A 19,272-nucleotide genomic window follows, 5' to 3' on the forward strand; every position below is an offset into this window, starting at 1 on the left:
GATATGCGCCAGACCTTTTCCCGCTTTGACCCCACGCGTGTCCCGTCGCCCTGTTTTGTGGTGGATGTTGCTGCAGTTGAGGCGAATTTAAAAATCCTTAATCGCGTGCAAACAGAAAGTGGTGCGAAAGTGCTGGCTGCATTAAAAGCCTTTTCCTGCTGGAGTCTGGCGCCTTTGTTCAAGCAGTATGTGTCGGGCACTTGTGCCAGTGGCTTGAATGAAGCGCGCCTCGGGCGCGAAGAATTTGGCGGGGAAGTGCATTGCTATTCCGCTGCTTACAAAGAAGCGGATCTGGTTGAAATCCTGCGCGTTGCTGATCATGTTGTGTTTAATTCGTTTTCACAATGGCAACGTTTTAAACCTTTGGCCATGGCGGCAAAGAAAGATCGTCCTGAATTGCATTTCGGTATTCGTATCAACCCTGAACATTCGGAAGGCGAGGTTGCGCTTTATGACCCCTGCGCGCCTTGTTCGCGGATGGGCGTACCTTTATCGCAATTCAATGCCGATTTGTTGGATGGTATTTCCGGTTTGCACTTTCATACGCTGTGCCAACAGGATTTACCGCCACTCCAACGTACCCTGGCTGCTGTAGAAGAAAAATTCGGTCCCTATCTGGCACAGATGGAATGGATCAATTTCGGTGGCGGTCACCATATCAGTCGCGATGATTATCAAGTCGACGAACTGATTCAGGTGGTTAAGGATTTTTCGCGCCGTTACGATGTGCAGGTGTACCTGGAGCCGGGTGAAGCGGTGGCCATTCACAGCGGTGTGTTGGTGGCGGAGGTGCTGGATGTTTTATGGAATGGCATGCACCAGGCGATTCTCGATACGTCAGCCACCTGCCATATGCCGGATGTGCTGGAGATGCCTTACCGCGCCGATATTCTGGGCGCCGGTATGCCGGAAGAATTTCCCTATACCTATCGCTTGGGCGGCATGACTTGTCTGGCGGGTGATGTTATCGGCGATTACAGTTTTGCTGAGCCTCTGCATCCCGGTCAGCGGTTAATGTTTGATGACATGGCGCATTACACCATGGTAAAGACCACGACTTTTAATGGTATTAATTTACCGTCTATCGCACTGTGGGATTCACGCACGGATGAACTGAATGTTATTCGTGAATTCGGCTACGAAGATTTCAAAACCCGCCTCTCCTGAGTTTTTAACTGGGGTCGGATTACGCCTTTGGTTAATCCGACCTACTGATAAATCTACTCTGCTTCTGATTCTTCATTTTGAATCTTCGTCAAATCCAGAAATAATTCCTTACGGTTTAACGGCGTCGCTTTAGGCAAAAACGGATTATCAATACGGAACGCACGGCGCTTGCTCAAATTGGCTTTAGTCAGCGCTTCTTTGACTTCCGGGCTGTTAAAAAAATACTGATCAAAGGAACCGTCCGCAATAGCCGCCTCCAGACCATTTTCCAGGTCTTTTGCTAATTCCGGATCTTGCGGGCTCACGAAAAAATAGGTGGGTAAGGGATAAATAATGACAAGATTTTTTTCGACGGTTAATGGCAGTTCAGGGAAGGCCGACAATTCCGTCCAGACTTCATTGGCGCCGCGCGGAAAAGCATCGAAACGACCACCGTCGAGCATGTAATACAAACTGGGTTTCTTGGTGGCTTTTACCACGGTGAATCCGGCCTGTTCCAATATCGCCGCATCCTGCCAGCTGCGTCCCTGGCCAAACTTGATCTTGCGCAGGTCATCCAGTGTTTTTACCTCATCAAAGCGCGGCTGATCGCCTTCGCGGATAAACAACAAACGGTGATTCATCAACCCGCGATACGCATCTATGCGAATGGGGATAAAATCTTTTTCCATCTGTTCCGAGGTTCCGCCCCACATCACCGAGACGCTGCCATTTTTTACCGACTCCATGAGGCGTGGACGCGAATAGACTTCACTGGTGCTGTGGTAAACATATTCCTTGCCGCTGTAACTTAACGCCAGCTTGAGCAGACCATTCATGTAATCAGTCTGCACATTGGATTTCATATTGATGGTGATAGATTTTTCCTGGGCGCTCGCATGAAACGACAGAGCGCTGAGAAAAATACTCATGCATAGGCCAAAAACCAAATGCAATGATCTGGTGGGAAGAGTCATGCTGGTGTTCCTGTGGTTGATTCGGGTGTCTATGCCCCGTTATTCAATGATGCTTTATCACTCTTGGCGCGATGTTTTTTAATTTGTTTTCTTGGCAATTCTCCATAGCGCTCTTTCATTGTTTTAATGAATTTACTCTAGCACAAGATTCCAGACAGGAGCGGCATGCGGTGATTAAAGCGTCTGCTCTGAACTGCATTGCCAGATCATGTTGATGAAGTCCTGCTGTTCAGGGTTTTCAATCACCGTGTGCTGCAAGGCTTCAATCTGACCCTGGTTCCAGGTGACATCGTGGCGAGTAAAGTGGAGGTTACCTTCATCGTGTTGTTCAGCAAGGGTGATGAACACGGTTTGCTGGGGTGTGATATCCAGGGCTTTAATGAGTTGGGATATAGCGTCTTTTGCGGTTGGTAGTTGGTTGAAGCAAGCCGCGGCGGCCGGACTGCACAGGAATACATAGTCGTATCCCAGTAATTGGCTGACGCTGATGTCGAAAGTGCTGAGGTCGATAGTCGATGGGTTTTCCGGCGCGTTCTGGTGAGGCGGTACGGCAGTTCTGGCGGGTGAACTTGGCGGCATCCTCGGCTCCTGTTGGTTTTTTGATAGATCCCGAAGGGGTGGCCAGATCTGCTGGCGTTGCTCGTTATTCGGATTGCTGACGGGACAGCCCTGAAAATCTAGCAGTCATATCGGTTAAACGCCAACAATCCTTGGTTGTAGATAGCGATAAAAATCTCGAAATTGGACATAAGTCCGTTAATTCCTTAGGTGCCTCGTACTCCGTTTGGCGTTAGGCCATTGGTTTCGAAACCCTCAAGTCAGGGACGACTTGAGGGAGCTACAGGGATGTATTCATGCGTTTTCGAAACCAATGGCCTAACGCCAAACTTGCCGGTTAAAGTCTCCAAACTAAATTTTCTGTCCGATTGGTCAAATATTTGCATAACCGCTTGGGTGCTGTCGCGACAGTGCAAATCTTTAAACCATCGAAAGCAGAGGTAGTGTGTGTTGAACTCGATCAGTAAATCCTTTTTGTTGGTGCTGGGCCTAGCGCTCAGTATCGGCGTAAGTGCCGCCATTCCTGTGAAAGTGGTGGTGGTGAGTATGTTTGAGACGGGTGATGTGACGGGTGACCAGGCCGGTGAATATCAGTTGTGGATTGAACGGCAGAAGCTGGACAAGGTGTTTCCGTTTCCCTTGGGTGCTTACGATTTGCACATGAATGAGGCAGGTGTGCTCGCAATGTGCACCGGCGGTGGTGTGACGAATGCCACGGCGTCGGTGATGGCCTTGGGTATGGACCCGCGTTTTGATCTTTCCAAAGCCTATTGGGTGATTGCCGGCATCGGTGGTGGTGATCCGTTGGATGTGTCGCTTGGTACGGGTGTGTGGGCGAAGCATGTGGTGGATGGTGATTTACTTTACGAGATTGATGGCCGCGAAATTCCGAAGGAGTGGGAATATGGTTTGATTCCGTTGGGTGCGAAAGAGCCGAATCAGGAATCCACCGGTTGGACGGTTGATACCATCGTGTACAACCTGAATCCGCAGTTGGTGGATTGGGCGTATCAACTTACTAAGGATCATCCCGTTGCTGATACGCCGGCGATGAAAAGTTTTCGTGCGCAGTACAAAGGGTTTGAGCAGGCACAGCGGCCACCGTTTGTCACTATCGGCGATACGATTGGTTCGAGTACGTATTGGCATGGTGAGTTGCTGAATAACTGGGCTAATGACTGGATGCATTTGCACGCGGGTAAAGATAGCAATTTCATGACGACGAATATGGAAGACAATGGGTCGCTGACGGCGTTGCATCGTTTGGCTAAAAGCGGTTTGGTGGATACGCAGCGTGTGTTGGTGTTGCGTACGGTGAGTAATTACAGTTTTCCGCCGCCGGGTAAAACGGCTGCCTGGAGTACGACGGCGCCTTATCCGGATAAGGGTATGCCGGCTATTGAGGCGGCTTATGGGTTAGGTAGTCGTGTGGTGCAGGCATTGTTGGGGGATTGGGATAAGTACAAAACGACGATTCCGGGTAAATAAGTGTTGAAGCGGTGCTTCGTAGTTCGTTTGTCGTTAGGCCATTGGGTTTCGAAAGCGCATAAACACTTCCCTGTGGCTCCCTCAATTCATCCCTGAATTGAGGGTTTCGAAACCCAATGGCCTAACGCCAAACTTGTAGTGTGTGAGCTTCAAGTGTGTTGAAGAAAAATCATATTCATTAAATTACTTAACGGTTTTTTTGGAAAAAATTATGGGGCGATACTGGATAACGTTTTGTTTGCTTTTGCTAGGTTGTTTTTCTTCAGTATCACAAGCCAAACCCATCATCTTCGACAACGACATGGCCATTGATGATTGGGCGGCGTTGTTGTATTTACTGCATCATCCCGAGGCGGATGTGATTGCGATTACTATTTCTGCCAGCGGTGAAACCCGGTGTCAGCCGGGTATTGCTAATACGCTTTCGTTGTCGGATCTCCCGGGGAATGTTGCTCAGGGTATTGCTGTTGCCTGCGGTGATGATTGGCCGTTGGATGGTTATTTTGTTTTTCCCGAGGCCTGGCGGGTTGATTCGGATACGCTTTCGGGTGTGCCGGTGAAAAAAAGTCAGCGAACAGTTGCCAAGGCACATGCGGTTGAGGTGATTCACAAGGCGCTGCAGGATTCCGCAACGCCGGTTACCTTGGTTGCGACGGGGCCTTTGACGAATATTGCGCAGTGGCTGGAGCGTTATCCAACGGATAAAGCGCGGGTGGAGCAGCTGGTGATTATGGGCGGTAATGTTGATGTGCCGGGAAATATTATTGTGCCGAATTTTACCGATGGTCATCCGAATAAGACGGCAGAGTGGAATATCTTTGTTGATCCGCTCGCGGCGGATAAGGTAATGCAATCCGGATTACCCGTTGTTCTGGTGGGGTTGGATGTGACTAACTCGGTGCGCGTCACGAATAAGGTAGCCAAAGATTTTAAACAAGCGGTTAAAACAACATCGGCAAAATTCTGGGATCAGGTGTTGGATAAAAATGATTGGTTTATTGCTTCTGGCGAATATTATTTCTGGGACACGCTCGCGGTGTTGATCGCGATGGATAGCAGCTTGTGTGAAGGGGATATGCAGTCATTGAAAGTGGCTTACCAGGCGACTGATAAACCCTGGGAACAAACCACTGATATGCGGATGCCGGATAAGCGGTGGGATGGCAAAGCGCGTGTTCATCTGGATGCAAAGACAGCCGGAACCCTGATTAAGGATGCGCGCTATCCTGCGGTTAAGGTATGTCGTAAAACGCAGCCCGAAAAAATATTTGCTGAATTTCGGCAGGTGATCAATCAGTAAAGGTTGATCACGCGCGCGTCAAGTAATGGATACTGAATAAGGCCTGGTGATCAGTCCAGGCCTTAATGTGGTTGAAGCCACAGGCAATGCCCAGTTTGGCGATATCTTCAATCGTGTATTTATAGGAATTCTCAGTGTGAATGGTTTCTCCGCATTTGAAATGAAACCGTTTGTCAGCGATTTTTACTGTCTGGGTTGCCAGGCTCACCAAATGCATTTCAATGCGCGACAGTGCCATATTAAAGAAAGCATAATGCTCAAATTTGTGGCGATCAAAATCAGCCCCCAATTCGTTGTTGATACGGCGTAACAGGTTTAAATTAAAATCTGCCGTTACGCCTTCTTTATCGTTATAAGCCTCATGTAAACGACTGGGTGATTTTAATAAATCAACACCGATTAACAGACCGTCACCAGGTTTTAACAACGCATTGATGCGGTCCAGAAATTCGGTTGCTTCTTCCCGACTGAAATTACTGATAGTAGAGCCAGGAAAGAACACCACCCGCGGGTTGAATCGGTCGGATGCCACGACCTCTGGCAAGCGGATGTGCGTCATGTAATCGCCCACCACCGGATGAATAATCATGTGTGGAAATTCCCGTTTCAGCTGACTGGTGGAGCGCAGTAAAATTTCCGCCGAGATATCAATCGGTGTATAAGATTTGGGACTATCCAAAGCCGTTAACAGGTGACGAATCTTACGGCCTTCGCCGCTGCCATATTCAATAATGTTGGCATTTCGTCCGATCAGTCGAGCAACATCCGGCAAGATTTCATCCAGTAGGGAGAGCTCGGTGGTGGTGATGTAGTACTCTTCGGTTTTACAAATTTCGGTAAATAAAATAGAGCCGCGTTCATCGTAAAAATATTTGCACGGCAAGGTTTTTGGCGATTGGCTCAGGCCATAGATCACATCTTGCAGAAACTGCGTGTCCCTATAATAGGCTGCACCTTCCGTTATTTTTTTTGCATTAATCGAGTTCATCAGCGAGCCTCACTCCGGAAAATTGCCAACGGGCGTTAACAGGAAAAAAATTACGATAACTGGCCCTGATATGGTCTGCCGGTGTCGCGCAGGAGCCACCGCGCAACACCCATTGATTCACCATAAATTTGCCGTTGTATTCACCGACCGCTCCAGGTGCAGGGCGATAACCGGGATAGGGCAGGTAAGCACTCTGGGTCCATTCCCAGACGTCACCAAACATTTGCAGTAAGCCGGGTTGCTTGTCTGCCGGTTGTGGGTGGAGTCGTGACAGATCTAAAAAATGGCTGTTGTTGTTAGCAATGGTTGATGCAACTTCCCATTCAAATTCAGTGGGCAAGCGTTTGCCGGACCAGGCAGCGAAAGCGTTGGCTTCAAAATAATTGATATGACACACCGGCTCATTCAGACGCAGCGGTTGCAAACCCGCCAGGGTGTACACATGCCATTCATCATCCAGGTATTGCCAATACAAGGGCGCTGTTGTGCCCGTTTCGTTTACCCACGCCCAACCTTCAGATAACCACAGCGCCGCTTGCTGGTAACCCTTGTCTTTAATAAACGCCAGGAATTCACCGTTGGTCACCGGACGATTCGCCAAACGGAAACCTGCAATATGCGTGAGGTGACGAGGCATTTCGTTATCGAAGCAAAAACCTTTATCGCAGCCGATACGGTATTCACCAGCGGGAAAATCTTGCCATTGCATACCGACCGCACCTGTTGGTGTCCCGGTGGGCGAGGTCAGGATGGCAGGACACTGTGGTTGATGAGAGAGCGCGTGCTTGATATCGGTGACGATAAGTTCCTGATGTTGTTGTTCGTGATGGATACCCAGCTCAACCAGTTGCAATTCTTCATGCGTTAACGCATTCCATACATGTTGTATTTTTTCTTCGACAGCGAAACGGTATTGCCAGACTTCATCAAGACTGGGCCGCGAAATCAATCCGCGTTGCGCGCGGCGAAATTGCGGGCCGACGCCGTTGTAATAGGAATTAAATAAATACGCAAATTCATCGGGAAAAGCGGGATTGGCCTGACGGGGTTTAAGAATAAATGTATCGAAAAACCACGAGGTATGTGCCAGATGCCACTTGGTTGGACTGGCGTCTGGCATGGATTGCAGCATATGATCATCTGCCGTTAACAGGTTTGACAGATGCTCACTAAGTTTTCGCGTGCGCAAAAAGTTTTCGCGCAGTTGCTTTACATCCGTTTCCATCATTACGCTTCCTGAGTTTTCAGGCGCAGGGGACGTAATGTCATCAATAAAAAAATAACCTTTGATGTGACGTTTGCGTCCAATCAGCCATAGTAATTTTCTTTACTTTACGGTTGGACGCAGGGTGCTGCTGTGCGAATCCCAACATAAGCCGGGATTCGTCAGGGCGGTCAAGCGGTTAAGCGGCGGGTGAGTTGTTTGGCAGCGTGGGTGTGGCGAGCCACAATTTCATGGATATCCTGTTCCAGCAGGGTACCTTGTTTTACTTTCCATTCGCCACCTACCATGACGTAGTCCGCTTTGTGGGCGCCGCATAACACCAATGCAGCCAGGGCGTCACCATAACCGGAAAAGCGTGGTTCATCGAGGCAGAACAACGCCAGATCCGCTTGTTTACCGACCGCGATTTCACCAAGTTCAGGCCGGTGTAATAAACGGGCACTGCCTTGCGTTGCCATAGCGAGCGCATCCAGGTGGGAGAATTGCGCAGCACCGTAACGCAGTTTTTGTAGCAACATGGCCTGACGTACTTCCTGCATCATGTTTGAACCGTCATTGGAGGCGGAACCGTCCACACCCAACCCAACCGGGGCACCGGCTTTTTGTAAATCCAGGGTGCAACACATGCCGGATGCCAGCAACATATTGGATGACGGACAGTGGCAAACACCGATACAAGCGTGACCCAGTCGTTGCACTTCTTCATCATTAAAATGAATGCCGTGAGCCAACCATACGCGATCATTCAGCCAACCGACATCACCTAGGTAATCCACCGGACGTTGTCCGAATTTTTTCAGGCAGAATGTATTTTCATCTTCTGTTTCACCGAGATGCGTGTGTAGCAGCACATTTTTTTGTTGCGCAAGTTTGGCAGTCTCGCGCATTAAATCCGGCGTAACAGAAAATGGCGAGCAGGGCGCGAGGGCGATCTGACATCGGGATTCTTCCGTTGCATCGTGATAGGCGCGAATCAACCGTTCGCTCTCGGATAATATCTGCGCATCACTTTCCACCACAGAATCCGGTGGCAGGCCACCAGCGGATTGACCGAGACTCATGGAGCCGCGCGTTAACGTCACACGGTTGCCGATAGCTTCTGCGGCCGCGACCTGAACGTCAATGGCGTGAGGCATGATGCTGCTGAATACATAGTGATGATCCGCCGTCGTGGTACAACCGGACAACAATAATTCACTCAACGCCAATTGTGTGGAGGCAAAGATGGCGTCGTCATCGAGATTGGCCCACACCGGGTAAAGTGCTTGCAACCAGGGGAATAATTCTTTGTTCAGAGCAGCAGGTAGTGCACGGGTCAAGGTCTGATAAAAATGATGATGACAATTAATCAGACCGGGTAACACGACATGCCCGGATGCATCAAAGGTGTGCTGATAAAGTGTTTGCGGTTCCTGGCCGCGCGCAACCAACTCGACGATCCGGCTGCCGCGAATCACAATGCCATTGCCAGCATCATGGGAATTCCCGGTCCAGCAGGCGAGCGGATGTTTGATCCAGGTGGCATCGGAGGCGATGCCACGAACAAGCGTTGTATTCATGAATTGACGTCAGTTAATACGGGTGCACGGGCCGGTGGTTCCAGGCCGCAACCCTTCAGGATAATATCGCTGAGAAAATTGGAAATGTCGCGCACCATATCCGGTTCATACTCGGCGCGGTTCATGATGGTGAGTACTTGTACGTCGAAGTCGGCGTAATGTTGCGTGGAAGACCAGATCAGAAAAATCAGCTGCACCGGATCAACTTTGGCCATACGCCCCTGTTCAATCCAGCTCTCGATAATTCGCGCTTTGGTACGCACCCATTGGCGCATCTCGGTACGAATATAATCTTTTAAATGGGGTGCTCCCTGAATCATCTCCATCGCAAAAAGTTTTGATGCGCGCGGGTGAGTATAGGATAGCTCCACTTTTTTACGGATAAATTCATCGAGCACCACAGCGGGATCATCTTCTTCTTTGATATTGTCGAAAAAGTCATTCCACAGGTGAATCAGGTTATCCAACACCGCAATGTACAAATTGGATTTACTTTTGAAGTAATAATGCACATTCGCTTTGGGAATAGCAGCGCGATCTGCTATCGCCTGAATACTGGTGCCACGGTAACCATTCTGGACAAATTCTTCTTCGGCAGCGTTGATAATATTTGTCAGGTTACGATCCCGAATTTTACCCGGCTTGTATTTTCCGGTCGGGGTTCCAGTGGGATCAAAATCCAGAGTTTTTTCCAAAATCTTGTTGGCCATCGTTATTGTTTCTCGCTGAAGTTTTACTGTGTCCTTTCTGTTTGACGGGCCAGGAGGCCCGACAAGCACGGCGATTAAATATTACTGGGGTATTTTGCCTTCTATACCCTTCACATACCAGTTTTGCTTGTGCAATTCCTCGTCATTCAGGAATTTGCCTTCGGCGACCATCAGCTCACCCGCTTGATTATAGATCGGCCCCTGATACACATCGCGCTTACCGGCGATAATGTCGGCTTTATATTGTTCAACTTTTTCCACCACGGTTTTGGGTACGATAGGGTTGATCGGCGAAATATCCACGACGCCTTCTTTCAGGCCGTGCCAGATAGATTCCGATTTCCAGGTGCCGTCCAACACGGCTTGAACTTTTGCGCGATAAATGCTTTCCCAATGTTGGGTAGAAGAAGTCAAATGGACTTTAGGGCCGTAAGCGGTCATATCGGAATTAAAACCGACGGCATAAACATTCTTTGCCGCGGCGGCCTGCACAACGGCAGCCGAATCTGTGTGCATGGTTAATACATCGGCACCTTGCAAAATTAAACTCTCCGCCGCTTCACGCTCACGCGCCGGGTCGTGCCAGGTATTGACCCACACCACTTTCATTTTAATATCCGGATTCATCTGCTGCGCGCCGAGCATAAATGAATTGATACCGCGAATAACTTCAGGAATAGGAAATGCGCCGACGTATCCGATCACACCATCTTTGCTCATGGCGCCGGCGACCATGCCGGCGAGGTAGCGACCTTGATAATCGCGCGCCTGGTAGTTACCGACATTGGGTGCAGTTTTATAGCCGGTGGCGTGTTCAAATTTTACTTTGGGGAACATCTTACCCACTTTGATAGTGGGGTTCATGTAGCCGAAGGAGGTGGTGAATATCAGGTCGTAGCCGCGTGAGGCCATATTGCGAATGACACGCTCGGCATCGGCGCCTTCGGCGACGCTTTCGACGTAGGAGGTTTCGATTTTATCGCCGAATTCGTTGGCGACTATTTTGCGTGCTTCGTCGTGCATGTAGGTCCATCCGGCGTCGCCGATGGGGCTGACGTAGACGAAGCCGACTTTGAGTGGTTCGGCGTAGAGGACGGTGCTCCAGCTGATCAGTGTGGCGGTTGCCAGTCCGAATAAGTGACGTAGTTTCATGTTTTATTCCTCTGTAGGGAAAATAATTTCTGTATCAGTGTGGGCATAAGTTCGGTGGTTGTTATGGAGACACGCCGTGAATACATCCTTGTAGGCTCATCACCCGCATCCATGCGGGTGATGGTCTCCATAACAACCACCGAACTCATGCTGCGAGTTCAGTGTTCACTTAACTTTTTTAAAAGCAGTACAAAAAAGAAACTGAAATTTCTTGTGCTGCTATTTCAAATCAATTCTTTACGCTGCCATATCTCTAAATCTTTGGGTATTAATTTCCCAACAAGAAAGGTAACGGAAACCTAAGTATGTTGAACAACAGGTGACCAACTTTCGTGGCTTTTTAGCATTAGAATGATGCACCATCGGCCAAAGGGAATTGGGTAAAGGTTTGTGAGACTGTCGCCGGCAAGGATGCCGGCGTCAAGCCTACAGGGACGTATTCACGGCGTGTCTCACAGGCCTTTACCCAATTCCCACTCCAATCCACATTAAAAACACCAAAAAACTACCTCTGAGGATAATAAGGCTGCCCCAAAGACCGAGGCGCAAACAACCCGTTACCTTGCTTGCGACGCATCATCATCACCAACACCAAAATCGTTACCACATACGGCAACATCGCCAATAAATTGGGTGAAATTTCATAACCATAACCCTGCAACAACAAATGCAGAATACTCGCAAAACCAAATAACCAGGCGCCTAACAAAACCCGTTCCGTTCGCCAGCTGGCAAACACCACCAAGGCTAACGCAATCCAACCGCGTCCCGCGGCAATACCTTCCGACCACATAGGTGTATACACCAGAGATAAATACGCACCTGCCAGGCCCGCCATGGCGCCGCCGAATACCACGGCGGAATAGCGCACGAGCAATACTTTATAGCCGAGGGCGTGGGCGACTTCCGGGTTTTCGCCGACGGCGCGGATGATCAGACCCAAACGGGTGTAGCGCATTACGATATAAATCGCTGCGAACAACATAAATGAGAGATACACCAGCATATCCTGCGCGAACAGCGCTTTGCCGATGAGTGGTAGTTGGTGCAATAAAGGAATGTGCAGCGGTGTTAATCCAATTAACGATTGGCCCACGTAACTTGCACCGAGAAAAGCGCTTAAGCCGGTGCCGAAGATTGTCAGGGCCAAGCCGGTTGCTACCTGGTTGGAGATGAGCGTCAAGGCGATAAAGGCAAAGATGAGTGAGACCAGTGCGCCGGCTACGGCGCCGGCCAGTACGCCCCAGCCGAGGTTGCCGGCGCTGTAGGCGGCGATAAATGCGCAGGCGGCACCGACGAGGATCATGCCTTCCTGTCCCAAATTTAATACACCGGAGCGTTCCGATACCATTGCGCCCAGTGCAACAAGTAGCAGTGGAGTGCCGGTGCGCACCATGGCGAAAAGAATATTTTCGATCAAGAGTAAATCCATAACACTAAAACCTATTCACTTGTGATGGCGGTTGTTGCGCCAACTTTTTGTGTGCTGTTATTCCACACGACCCGGTAGCCAATCAATAAATCGCAGGCCAGTAAATAAAATAACAACATGCCTTGAAATAAACCGGTAATGGATTTCGGTAAACCCAATTCTATTTGTGCCATCTCGCCACCGAGGTAGGTGAGGCCCAGCAACGCGCTGGCTAATAAAATTCCCAACGGGTGCATGCGGCCCATAAACACCACGATGATCGCGGCATAACCATAGCCCAATGATAATGTGGGAATCAGTTGCCCGACCGGGCCATTAACTTCTGATATGGCGGCGACGCCGGCCATGGCACCGCTGAATAACAGCAGCAACCAGATCAACGCCGTGCTGTTGAAGCCGGCAAATTTTGCGGCGGTGCGGTTTTCGCCCATGACTCTTAATTGAAAGCCAAGCAAAGTGCGCGCGAGTATGACCCAAATGACAACCAGCATCAGTAGTGCAATAAACAGGGCGATGCTGATGCGATAACCTTCAAACACGACTGGTAGCAAGGTTTGTGTGGCAAAGAGAGCGGACTCGGGAAAATTAAAACCATCCGGGTCTTTCAGCGGGCCGTGCACACCCCACAACAATAAATTAACCGCAATGTAATTGAGCATGATGGTGGTGAGGATTTCGTTAGCCTGAAAGCGTGTGAGCAGTAAAGCGGCGATAGCGGCCCACAACATACCGGCGAGCGCACCGCTGAAGATCACCAGCGGCAGCACCCAAAAACCTTCACTGTTTGTTAACTGTAACGAGACAGCACCGCCGACAAGCGCACCGAATACGAATTGTCCCTCGGCGCCGATGTTCCAGATTTTGGCTTTGAAGCACAGGGTTAAACCAATGGCGCAGAGCAACAAAGGCGTGACTTTAACGGCGAGTTCAGACAAGCCATACAGATCGCTGACCGGTGCGATAAAAAACGTGTAAAGGCTGAGCAATGGCGGGCGGCCAAGTAGTGCGAACAACAAGGCGCCGGATAGCAGTGTCAGTACCAGCGCCAGTAGCGGCGAGAGGTACAGCATGGTGCGCGAATCCTGCAAGCGTTTTTCAATGCGCATGGTTCGCCTCCTCCTGGAAATTACCGGTCATCCACTGGCCGAGGCGTTCCAGCGGAACATCCTGTTTTTTATGGACGGGCGATAATTTCCCGCCGCAAATGGCACCGAGGCGATCAGCCAGTAAATACAATTCATCCAGATCTTCGGTGATGATCAAAATGGCGGCACCGGTATCGCGCAGTCGGATTAATTGTTGGTGAATTAAATTCGCCGCGCCTACATCGACACCCCAGGTGGGATGAAAACAGATCAACAGCTTGGGGTTCTGCATAATCTCCCGGCCGATAATAAATTTTTGCAAATTGCCACCCGACAGACTGCGGGCACTGCTCTCAACGCCGGTCGCTTTCACGTTGTAACGCGCAATAATATCTGCTGCACGCGCGCGAATGCTGTGCCAGTTTACCCAACCTTTTTGCACACCGTGCGTGACATAACCGGTGAGTAAATTATTCTCAGCCAAACTCATGGTGCTAACCGCACCGCGCCCAATTCGATCAGCGGGCACAGTACCTATACCGAGCCGCCGCCGTTGTTGTACATTCAATGACGCAATATTTTTTTCCTGAAAATACAATGTGCCACTATCGGCCACCAGCTCGCCATTAATTAAATCGACCAATTCGTCCTGACCATTGCCGGCAACGCCAGCGAGCCCGACTATTTCGCCAGCGTGTAATGACAAATCAATATCATGTAAGTGAATGCCAAACGTGTCCTGCGGTTTTACCGCAATGTTTTGCATAACAAATACAGGTGAACCGGCGGTGCCTGGCGGCATGGATTCCTGCAACTCAAGTTCATCACCCAACATCAGGCGGGCCATGTCTTTCGCGGAGGTTTCGCGGGGGACGCAAGAGCCGGTCACCTTGCCGCCGCGCAATATGGTCGCGCGATCGCAAAGCGCGTTAACTTCGTGCAATTTGTGCGAGATAAACAAAATGCTGCACCCTTTACGGGCAAGTTTTTTCAGTACAGCAATCAATTGTTCGACTTCCGGCGGCGTCAACACTGCGGTCGGTTCATCAAGGATCAACAGCTGGATGTCTTGCAATAAGCAGCGAATAATCTCCACCCGTTGTTGCTCGCCTACCGATAAAGTATGCACTTCGCGATCAGGATTAATCGCCAGGCCATACTCTTCACCCACCGCGATAATTCGTTCGCGCAGCTTTGCCAAGGTGCCGTATTCCGCTGGCGTCAGATACAAAGCGATATTTTCGGTAACAGTCAGTGTTTCGAAGAGTGAGAAGTGTTGAAACACCATACCCATACCCAACTGGCGTGCGTGAGCCGGACCGGTAATCGCCACCTCTTTATCGTTCCACATCATCTGCCCGGAATCGGGTTTAACCACCCCGTAGATAATCTTCATCAGGGTACTTTTGCCAGCACCGTTTTCGCCGAGCAGGGCATGAATTTCTCCAGGCGCCACCTTCAGGCTCACCGCATTATTGGCGATACAGCCTGGGTAGGCCTTGGTGACGGACAGCAGCTCCAATCGTGTATTGTTTTTCTCTGACATAAACCTGACTAACTGGACAAAAAAGATAGGATTGGTATAGCAATATATATGCCACGGCCTAAATGCCACCTGGCCTGGCAAATTCTTTCCCAAAAAATTGTCTATTTGGCCAGACTTTTGCTTTGCTTGATAAGAAGTCGAATTTATTAAGGTGATGCTGATGGTCAGATCGGAGGAAACCCCGTGCAGTTTGTCGTAAACAATATCCCCGTCACTATCGAATCGGTAGCAACGGATATGACGCTGCTGCGCTATCTGCGCAGCGAGCAAAACCTGACCGGAACCAAAGAAGGTTGCGCGTCAGGGGATTGCGGTGCCTGCACGGTTCTGGTCGGCAGTGAAGGTCCTGATGGCCGGGTTTATCGCGCCGTCAACAGCTGTATTTGCCCGCTCGGAAGCTTGAACGGTAAGCATGTTGTCACGGTAGAAGGGCTGGGCAATGAAGGACAGTTACATCCCGTGCAAGAAGCGATGGTGCAATGTCACGGTTCCCAATGTGGGTTCTGTACGCCCGGCTTTGTGATGTCACTGGCAGGTTTACAGCTGAACAGTGATGCATTGAGCGCGCAACCTGTTGAAGAACAGCGTCACGCGGTTATTGATGCAATTTCAGGCAACCTCTGCCGCTGCACCGGCTATCGGCCGATTATTGATGCGGGAATCCAGTCCCTTAAAAAACCTGCCCAAATGATCAATATTGTGCAGGAGTGGAAGGCGGATGCACCTTTAGCGGGCAATCCGGTCTTGAAAGAAGTTGACTGTTTTTATGCTCAGCCGTCCGATGAAGCAGAACTCCAGGCATTGTTAAGACAATGCCCTGATGCCCGTCTGGTCGCCGGCGGCACGGATCTGATGCTGGAGGTAACGCAACTCTATAAGACGCTGCCGCAATTAATCGATCTTAATAACGTGTCCGGTTTGAATACCGTCACTGTGCAAAGCGATTATGTAGAGATAGGCGCTGCTGCTACCTATACCGAGGTTGAGCACCAGCTGCGCGACATATCGCCGATGTTTGTACGATTACTCAGCCGTCTGGGTTCGCGCCAAATTCGCAATCGCGGCACGCTCGGCGGCAATATCTGTAATGCGTCACCCATCGCCGACACGCCGCCTTATCTGTTAGTACTGGAGGCAGAATTGATCATCGGTAACGCAGCCGGAGATTATCGCAGCGAGTCCGTGAATCATTTTTATAGTGCCTATAAACAAACGACCCTGGTTGCCGGTGAATACCTCGCAAAAATTCGCATCAAACGCAGCGCATTGGGTGATGCCATCAGGCTTTACAAAATCAGTAAACGCTATGAAGACGATATCTCGGCAGTGATGGGCGCCTTTTTGCTCGATGACCAACAACAACTGCGTATTGCATTTGGTGGTATGGCTGCAATTCCCAAGCGTGGCTACGCCACGGAAAAATTTCTTAATCAAACGACCTGGCAACGCGATGGGCAGGTTTTATCGCAAACGCTTGAGCAGGCCTGCGATATATTGCGCAGCGAATTCTCGCCCATGAGCGATGTACGCGCCTCCGCCGATTACCGTATGGCCATGGCGTGCAACTTGATGAAGAAAGCCTGCTATGAATTCATCGCACAGATGAATGGCCAGTCTGCAACAGAGGGGGTGTTTGATCATGCGTAAACTGATCGAGCCGCTGATCGAGGTTGCACCTCAAACTGGCCTGGGAGCGCAGGGTGGTGTAGGAAGTTCTATTGCGCACGAATCTGCGCGCAAACATGTGAGTGGTTCAGCAGAATATGTTGATGATTTACCGCTACTGCCAGGTACCCTGTTTGTGGCGACCGGGCAAGCCACTGTGCCTCATGCACGAATTAAAAAAATAGATTTGACACTGGTAAAAAAAATTCCTGGCGTGATCGATGTGATTACGCAAAGTGATATTCCTGGAAAAGTTGATGTTGCACCGGTTTACGGTGGTGACCCACTCTTGGCTGGCGATATTGTGGAGTACATCGGTCAGCCGATTTTTGCTGTAGCCGCTACCAGTTTTGACGCGGCGCAACGCGCGGTGAACCAGGCCGTTATCGATTATGAAATCCTGCCGGCGCAACTCACGATAGACGACGCGCTTGCAGCACAAAGTTTTGTTCTGCCGCAGCACCGGTTATTCATGGGCGATCCCGATGCCGCTATTGAAAAAGCACCGCATCAACTCAGCGGTGAAATTTATGTACGCGGTCAGGAACATTTTTATCTTGAAGGGCAAATCAGCGAAGCGCGGCTCACCGAAGATGGCGGTATTCATGTCATCAGTTCTTCGCAACATCCCTCAGAAATTCAAAAACTGGTGGCGGAAGTATTAGCCATTCCGTTACACCGTGTTGTGGCGGAAGTTCGCCGTATGGGTGGCGGTTTTGGTGGTAAGGAAAGTCAGGCAGCGCCTTTGGCATGTATGGCTGCGGTCTTTGCACAGCGTTTGAAACGCGCCATTCGTTACCGTATGCCGCGCCGCGATGACATGGTGCAAACCGGCAAGCGTCATGATTTTTTAAATCGCTGGCACGCTGGTTTTGACGATGATGGCCGTTTGCTGGGCGTGAACATGGTGCTGGCAGGAAAATGCGGTTTTTCACCGGACCTGTCTGAAGGTATTGTCGACCGCGCCATGTTTCACGCGGACAACGCCTATTTTTTAAATAACGCCAGCATCCTCGGATTGAGGTGCAAAACCCATACAGTTTCCAACACAGCCTTTCGCGGCTTCGGCGGACCCAAAGGTATGATGGCTGTTGAAACCTTGATGGAAGATATTGCCCGGTATTTAGGCAAAGACCCGCTGGATGTGCGCAAAGCAAACCTCTACCAGCTGGGGCGCGATGAAACACCCTACGGCCAAAAAGTTGAACAGCACATGCTGCCGGAATTGGTTGAACGGTTGGAGCAGAAATCTCATTATCGCGAACGCCGGGAAACCATCACAGAATTTAACTGCACCCATTCCACCTTAAAAAAAGGCATTGCCCTGACGCCGGTAAAATTCGGTATTTCCTTCACCGCCAAACACCTGAACCAGGCCGGCGCCTTGCTGCATATTTACACCGACGGAACCCTGTTGATCAATCACGGCGGTACGGAAATGGGGCAGGGGCTTTACACCAAGATCCAGCAGATCGTCGCCAGTGCGTTTGGTGTGTCTGTGGAACGGGTCATGGTGACGTCAACGCGCACCGACAAGGTTCCCAACACATCACCCACAGCGGCATCCTCCGGTACGGATTTAAACGGCATGGCCGCAAAAGACGCCTGCGATAAAGTGAAGGCAGATTTAATTGGCTTTGCAACAGAACATTTCGACACACCAGCAGAGAAAATCCGGTTTATTGGCAATCAGGTGCTGGTGGGTGATGAGGTTTACAGCTTCGAAGAATTTATCAAACTTGCTTACTTGAATCGCGTGCCGTTATTTGCCACAGGCTACTACCGCACGCCGAAGATATTTTACGATCGCCAAACCGCCAAAGGACAACCGTTTTTATATTTTGCCAACGGTGCGGCGGTGAGTGAGGTAACGATCGATACATTGACCGGTGAGTATCGCGTAAACCGGGTGGACATCATTCACGATGTGGGGCGTTCGCTGAATCCGGCGATTGATATCGGTCAGATTGAGGGCGGTTTTATCCAGGGGATGGGCTGGTTGACCACTGAGGAATTGTTGTGGGATGACACGGGAAAAATTATTTCCAACAGTCCGGCGAATTATAAAATTCCGACGGCATTTGATGTGCCGCCGGTGTTTAATGTGGCTTTGTATGATGAGGCTAACAATGAAAATACGATTCATTTGTCGAAGGCCGTGGGTGAGCCGCCGCTGATGTTGGCGATTTCGGTGTGGGCGGCGTTGCGGGATGCGTGTTCCAGTTTGACGGGGTATCGGTTTAGTCCGCGGTTGGATACGCCGGCGACGCCTGAGAGGGTGTTTTGGGCAGTGCAGGAATGTGAGAAATTCATGCTCTCGGATCAGTGAGAGTCGCACTGCAATATTCCCTCTGAGACACGCCGTGAATACATCCCTGTAGGCTCAGCACCCGCATCCATGCGGGTGATGGTCTCAGAGGGAATATCGCAGTGCTCTTTGA

Annotated in this window: 15 protein-coding genes; 5 read left to right on the top strand and 10 right to left on the bottom strand. The window is 50.2% G+C overall.

Going from position 1 to position 19,272, the window contains the following annotated elements:
• Positions 1 to 3 precede the first annotated feature (3 nt).
• Positions 4 to 1,167 carry a carboxynorspermidine decarboxylase gene (gene nspC / locus CBR65_RS01385; RefSeq protein ID WP_087465202.1) on the top strand — a complete coding sequence of 388 codons (1,164 nt, stop codon included), beginning with the start codon at positions 4 to 6 and terminating at the stop codon, positions 1,165 to 1,167.
• Positions 1,168 to 1,220: 53 nt separating this feature from the next.
• Here nspC and CBR65_RS01390 read toward each other — a convergent pair whose 3' ends face one another.
• Entirely contained in the window at positions 1,221 to 2,123 is a 903-nt protein-coding gene (locus CBR65_RS01390) for a transporter substrate-binding domain-containing protein (RefSeq protein WP_157671941.1), read from the bottom strand.
• Positions 2,124 to 2,297: 174 nt separating this feature from the next.
• Positions 2,298 to 2,702 (bottom strand): hypothetical protein, encoded by a 405-nt coding sequence (locus tag CBR65_RS01395; protein ID WP_087465203.1) that lies wholly within the window; start codon positions 2,700 to 2,702, stop codon positions 2,298 to 2,300.
• Positions 2,703 to 3,128: 426 nt separating this feature from the next.
• Between CBR65_RS01395 and CBR65_RS01400 the strand changes: the two genes are divergently transcribed.
• A complete protein-coding gene (locus CBR65_RS01400; protein ID WP_087465204.1) occupies positions 3,129 to 4,169 on the top strand; it encodes a purine nucleoside permease in 1,041 nt (346 codons plus the stop codon).
• Positions 4,170 to 4,407: 238 nt separating this feature from the next.
• Entirely contained in the window at positions 4,408 to 5,469 is a 1,062-nt protein-coding gene (locus tag CBR65_RS01405; RefSeq protein ID WP_198300853.1) for a nucleoside hydrolase, read from the top strand.
• A 7-nt stretch (positions 5,470 to 5,476) separates the two neighbouring features.
• Here CBR65_RS01405 and egtD read toward each other — a convergent pair whose 3' ends face one another.
• The 8 genes from egtD to CBR65_RS01445 all read right to left on the bottom strand — a co-directional run bounded on the left by egtD (position 5,477) and on the right by CBR65_RS01445 (position 15,166).
• The gene (gene egtD, locus CBR65_RS01410) at positions 5,477 to 6,457 is read right to left on the bottom strand and encodes an L-histidine N(alpha)-methyltransferase (protein ID WP_087465206.1); all 981 of its coding nucleotides are present in this window, start codon (positions 6,455 to 6,457) and stop codon (positions 5,477 to 5,479) included.
• A complete protein-coding gene (gene egtB / locus CBR65_RS01415) occupies positions 6,444 to 7,685 on the bottom strand; it encodes an ergothioneine biosynthesis protein EgtB (protein WP_198300854.1) in 1,242 nt (413 codons plus the stop codon). The genes egtD and egtB overlap by 14 nt, the downstream gene beginning before the upstream one ends.
• A gap of 167 nt (positions 7,686 to 7,852) precedes the next feature.
• Positions 7,853 to 9,241 carry an 8-oxoguanine deaminase gene (locus CBR65_RS01420; protein WP_087465207.1) on the bottom strand — a complete coding sequence of 463 codons (1,389 nt, stop codon included), beginning with the start codon at positions 9,239 to 9,241 and terminating at the stop codon, positions 7,853 to 7,855.
• On the bottom strand, positions 9,238 to 9,951 hold the full coding sequence (locus CBR65_RS01425) for a TetR/AcrR family transcriptional regulator (protein WP_087465208.1): 714 nt from the start codon (positions 9,949 to 9,951) through the stop codon (positions 9,238 to 9,240). The genes CBR65_RS01420 and CBR65_RS01425 overlap by 4 nt, the downstream gene beginning before the upstream one ends.
• Before the next feature lie 81 nt (positions 9,952 to 10,032).
• Entirely contained in the window at positions 10,033 to 11,103 is a 1,071-nt protein-coding gene (locus CBR65_RS01430; protein ID WP_087465209.1) for a BMP family ABC transporter substrate-binding protein, read from the bottom strand.
• 505 nt (positions 11,104 to 11,608) lie between these two features.
• A complete protein-coding gene (locus tag CBR65_RS01435; RefSeq protein ID WP_087465210.1) occupies positions 11,609 to 12,535 on the bottom strand; it encodes an ABC transporter permease in 927 nt (308 codons plus the stop codon).
• Between the two features lie 11 nt (positions 12,536 to 12,546).
• Entirely contained in the window at positions 12,547 to 13,641 is a 1,095-nt protein-coding gene (locus CBR65_RS01440) for an ABC transporter permease (RefSeq protein WP_087465211.1), read from the bottom strand.
• Positions 13,631 to 15,166 carry an ABC transporter ATP-binding protein gene (locus CBR65_RS01445; protein ID WP_087465212.1) on the bottom strand — a complete coding sequence of 512 codons (1,536 nt, stop codon included), beginning with the start codon at positions 15,164 to 15,166 and terminating at the stop codon, positions 13,631 to 13,633. The genes CBR65_RS01440 and CBR65_RS01445 overlap by 11 nt, the downstream gene beginning before the upstream one ends.
• A gap of 183 nt (positions 15,167 to 15,349) precedes the next feature.
• On the opposite strand from CBR65_RS01445, the gene xdhA reads away from it, so the two are divergent.
• Both xdhA and xdhB read left to right on the top strand, forming a co-directional pair.
• Positions 15,350 to 16,813: a xanthine dehydrogenase small subunit gene (gene xdhA, locus CBR65_RS01450; RefSeq protein WP_087465213.1), complete on the top strand. Its 1,464-nt coding sequence runs from the start codon at positions 15,350 to 15,352 to the stop codon at positions 16,811 to 16,813.
• On the top strand, positions 16,806 to 19,160 hold the full coding sequence (gene xdhB / locus CBR65_RS01455) for a xanthine dehydrogenase molybdopterin binding subunit (protein WP_087465214.1): 2,355 nt from the start codon (positions 16,806 to 16,808) through the stop codon (positions 19,158 to 19,160). The genes xdhA and xdhB overlap by 8 nt, the downstream gene beginning before the upstream one ends.
• The last annotated feature ends 112 nt before the right edge of the window (positions 19,161 to 19,272 follow it).

This window comes from Cellvibrio sp. PSBB006 (assembly GCF_002162135.1).
Lineage (GTDB): Bacteria > Pseudomonadota > Gammaproteobacteria > Pseudomonadales > Cellvibrionaceae > Cellvibrio.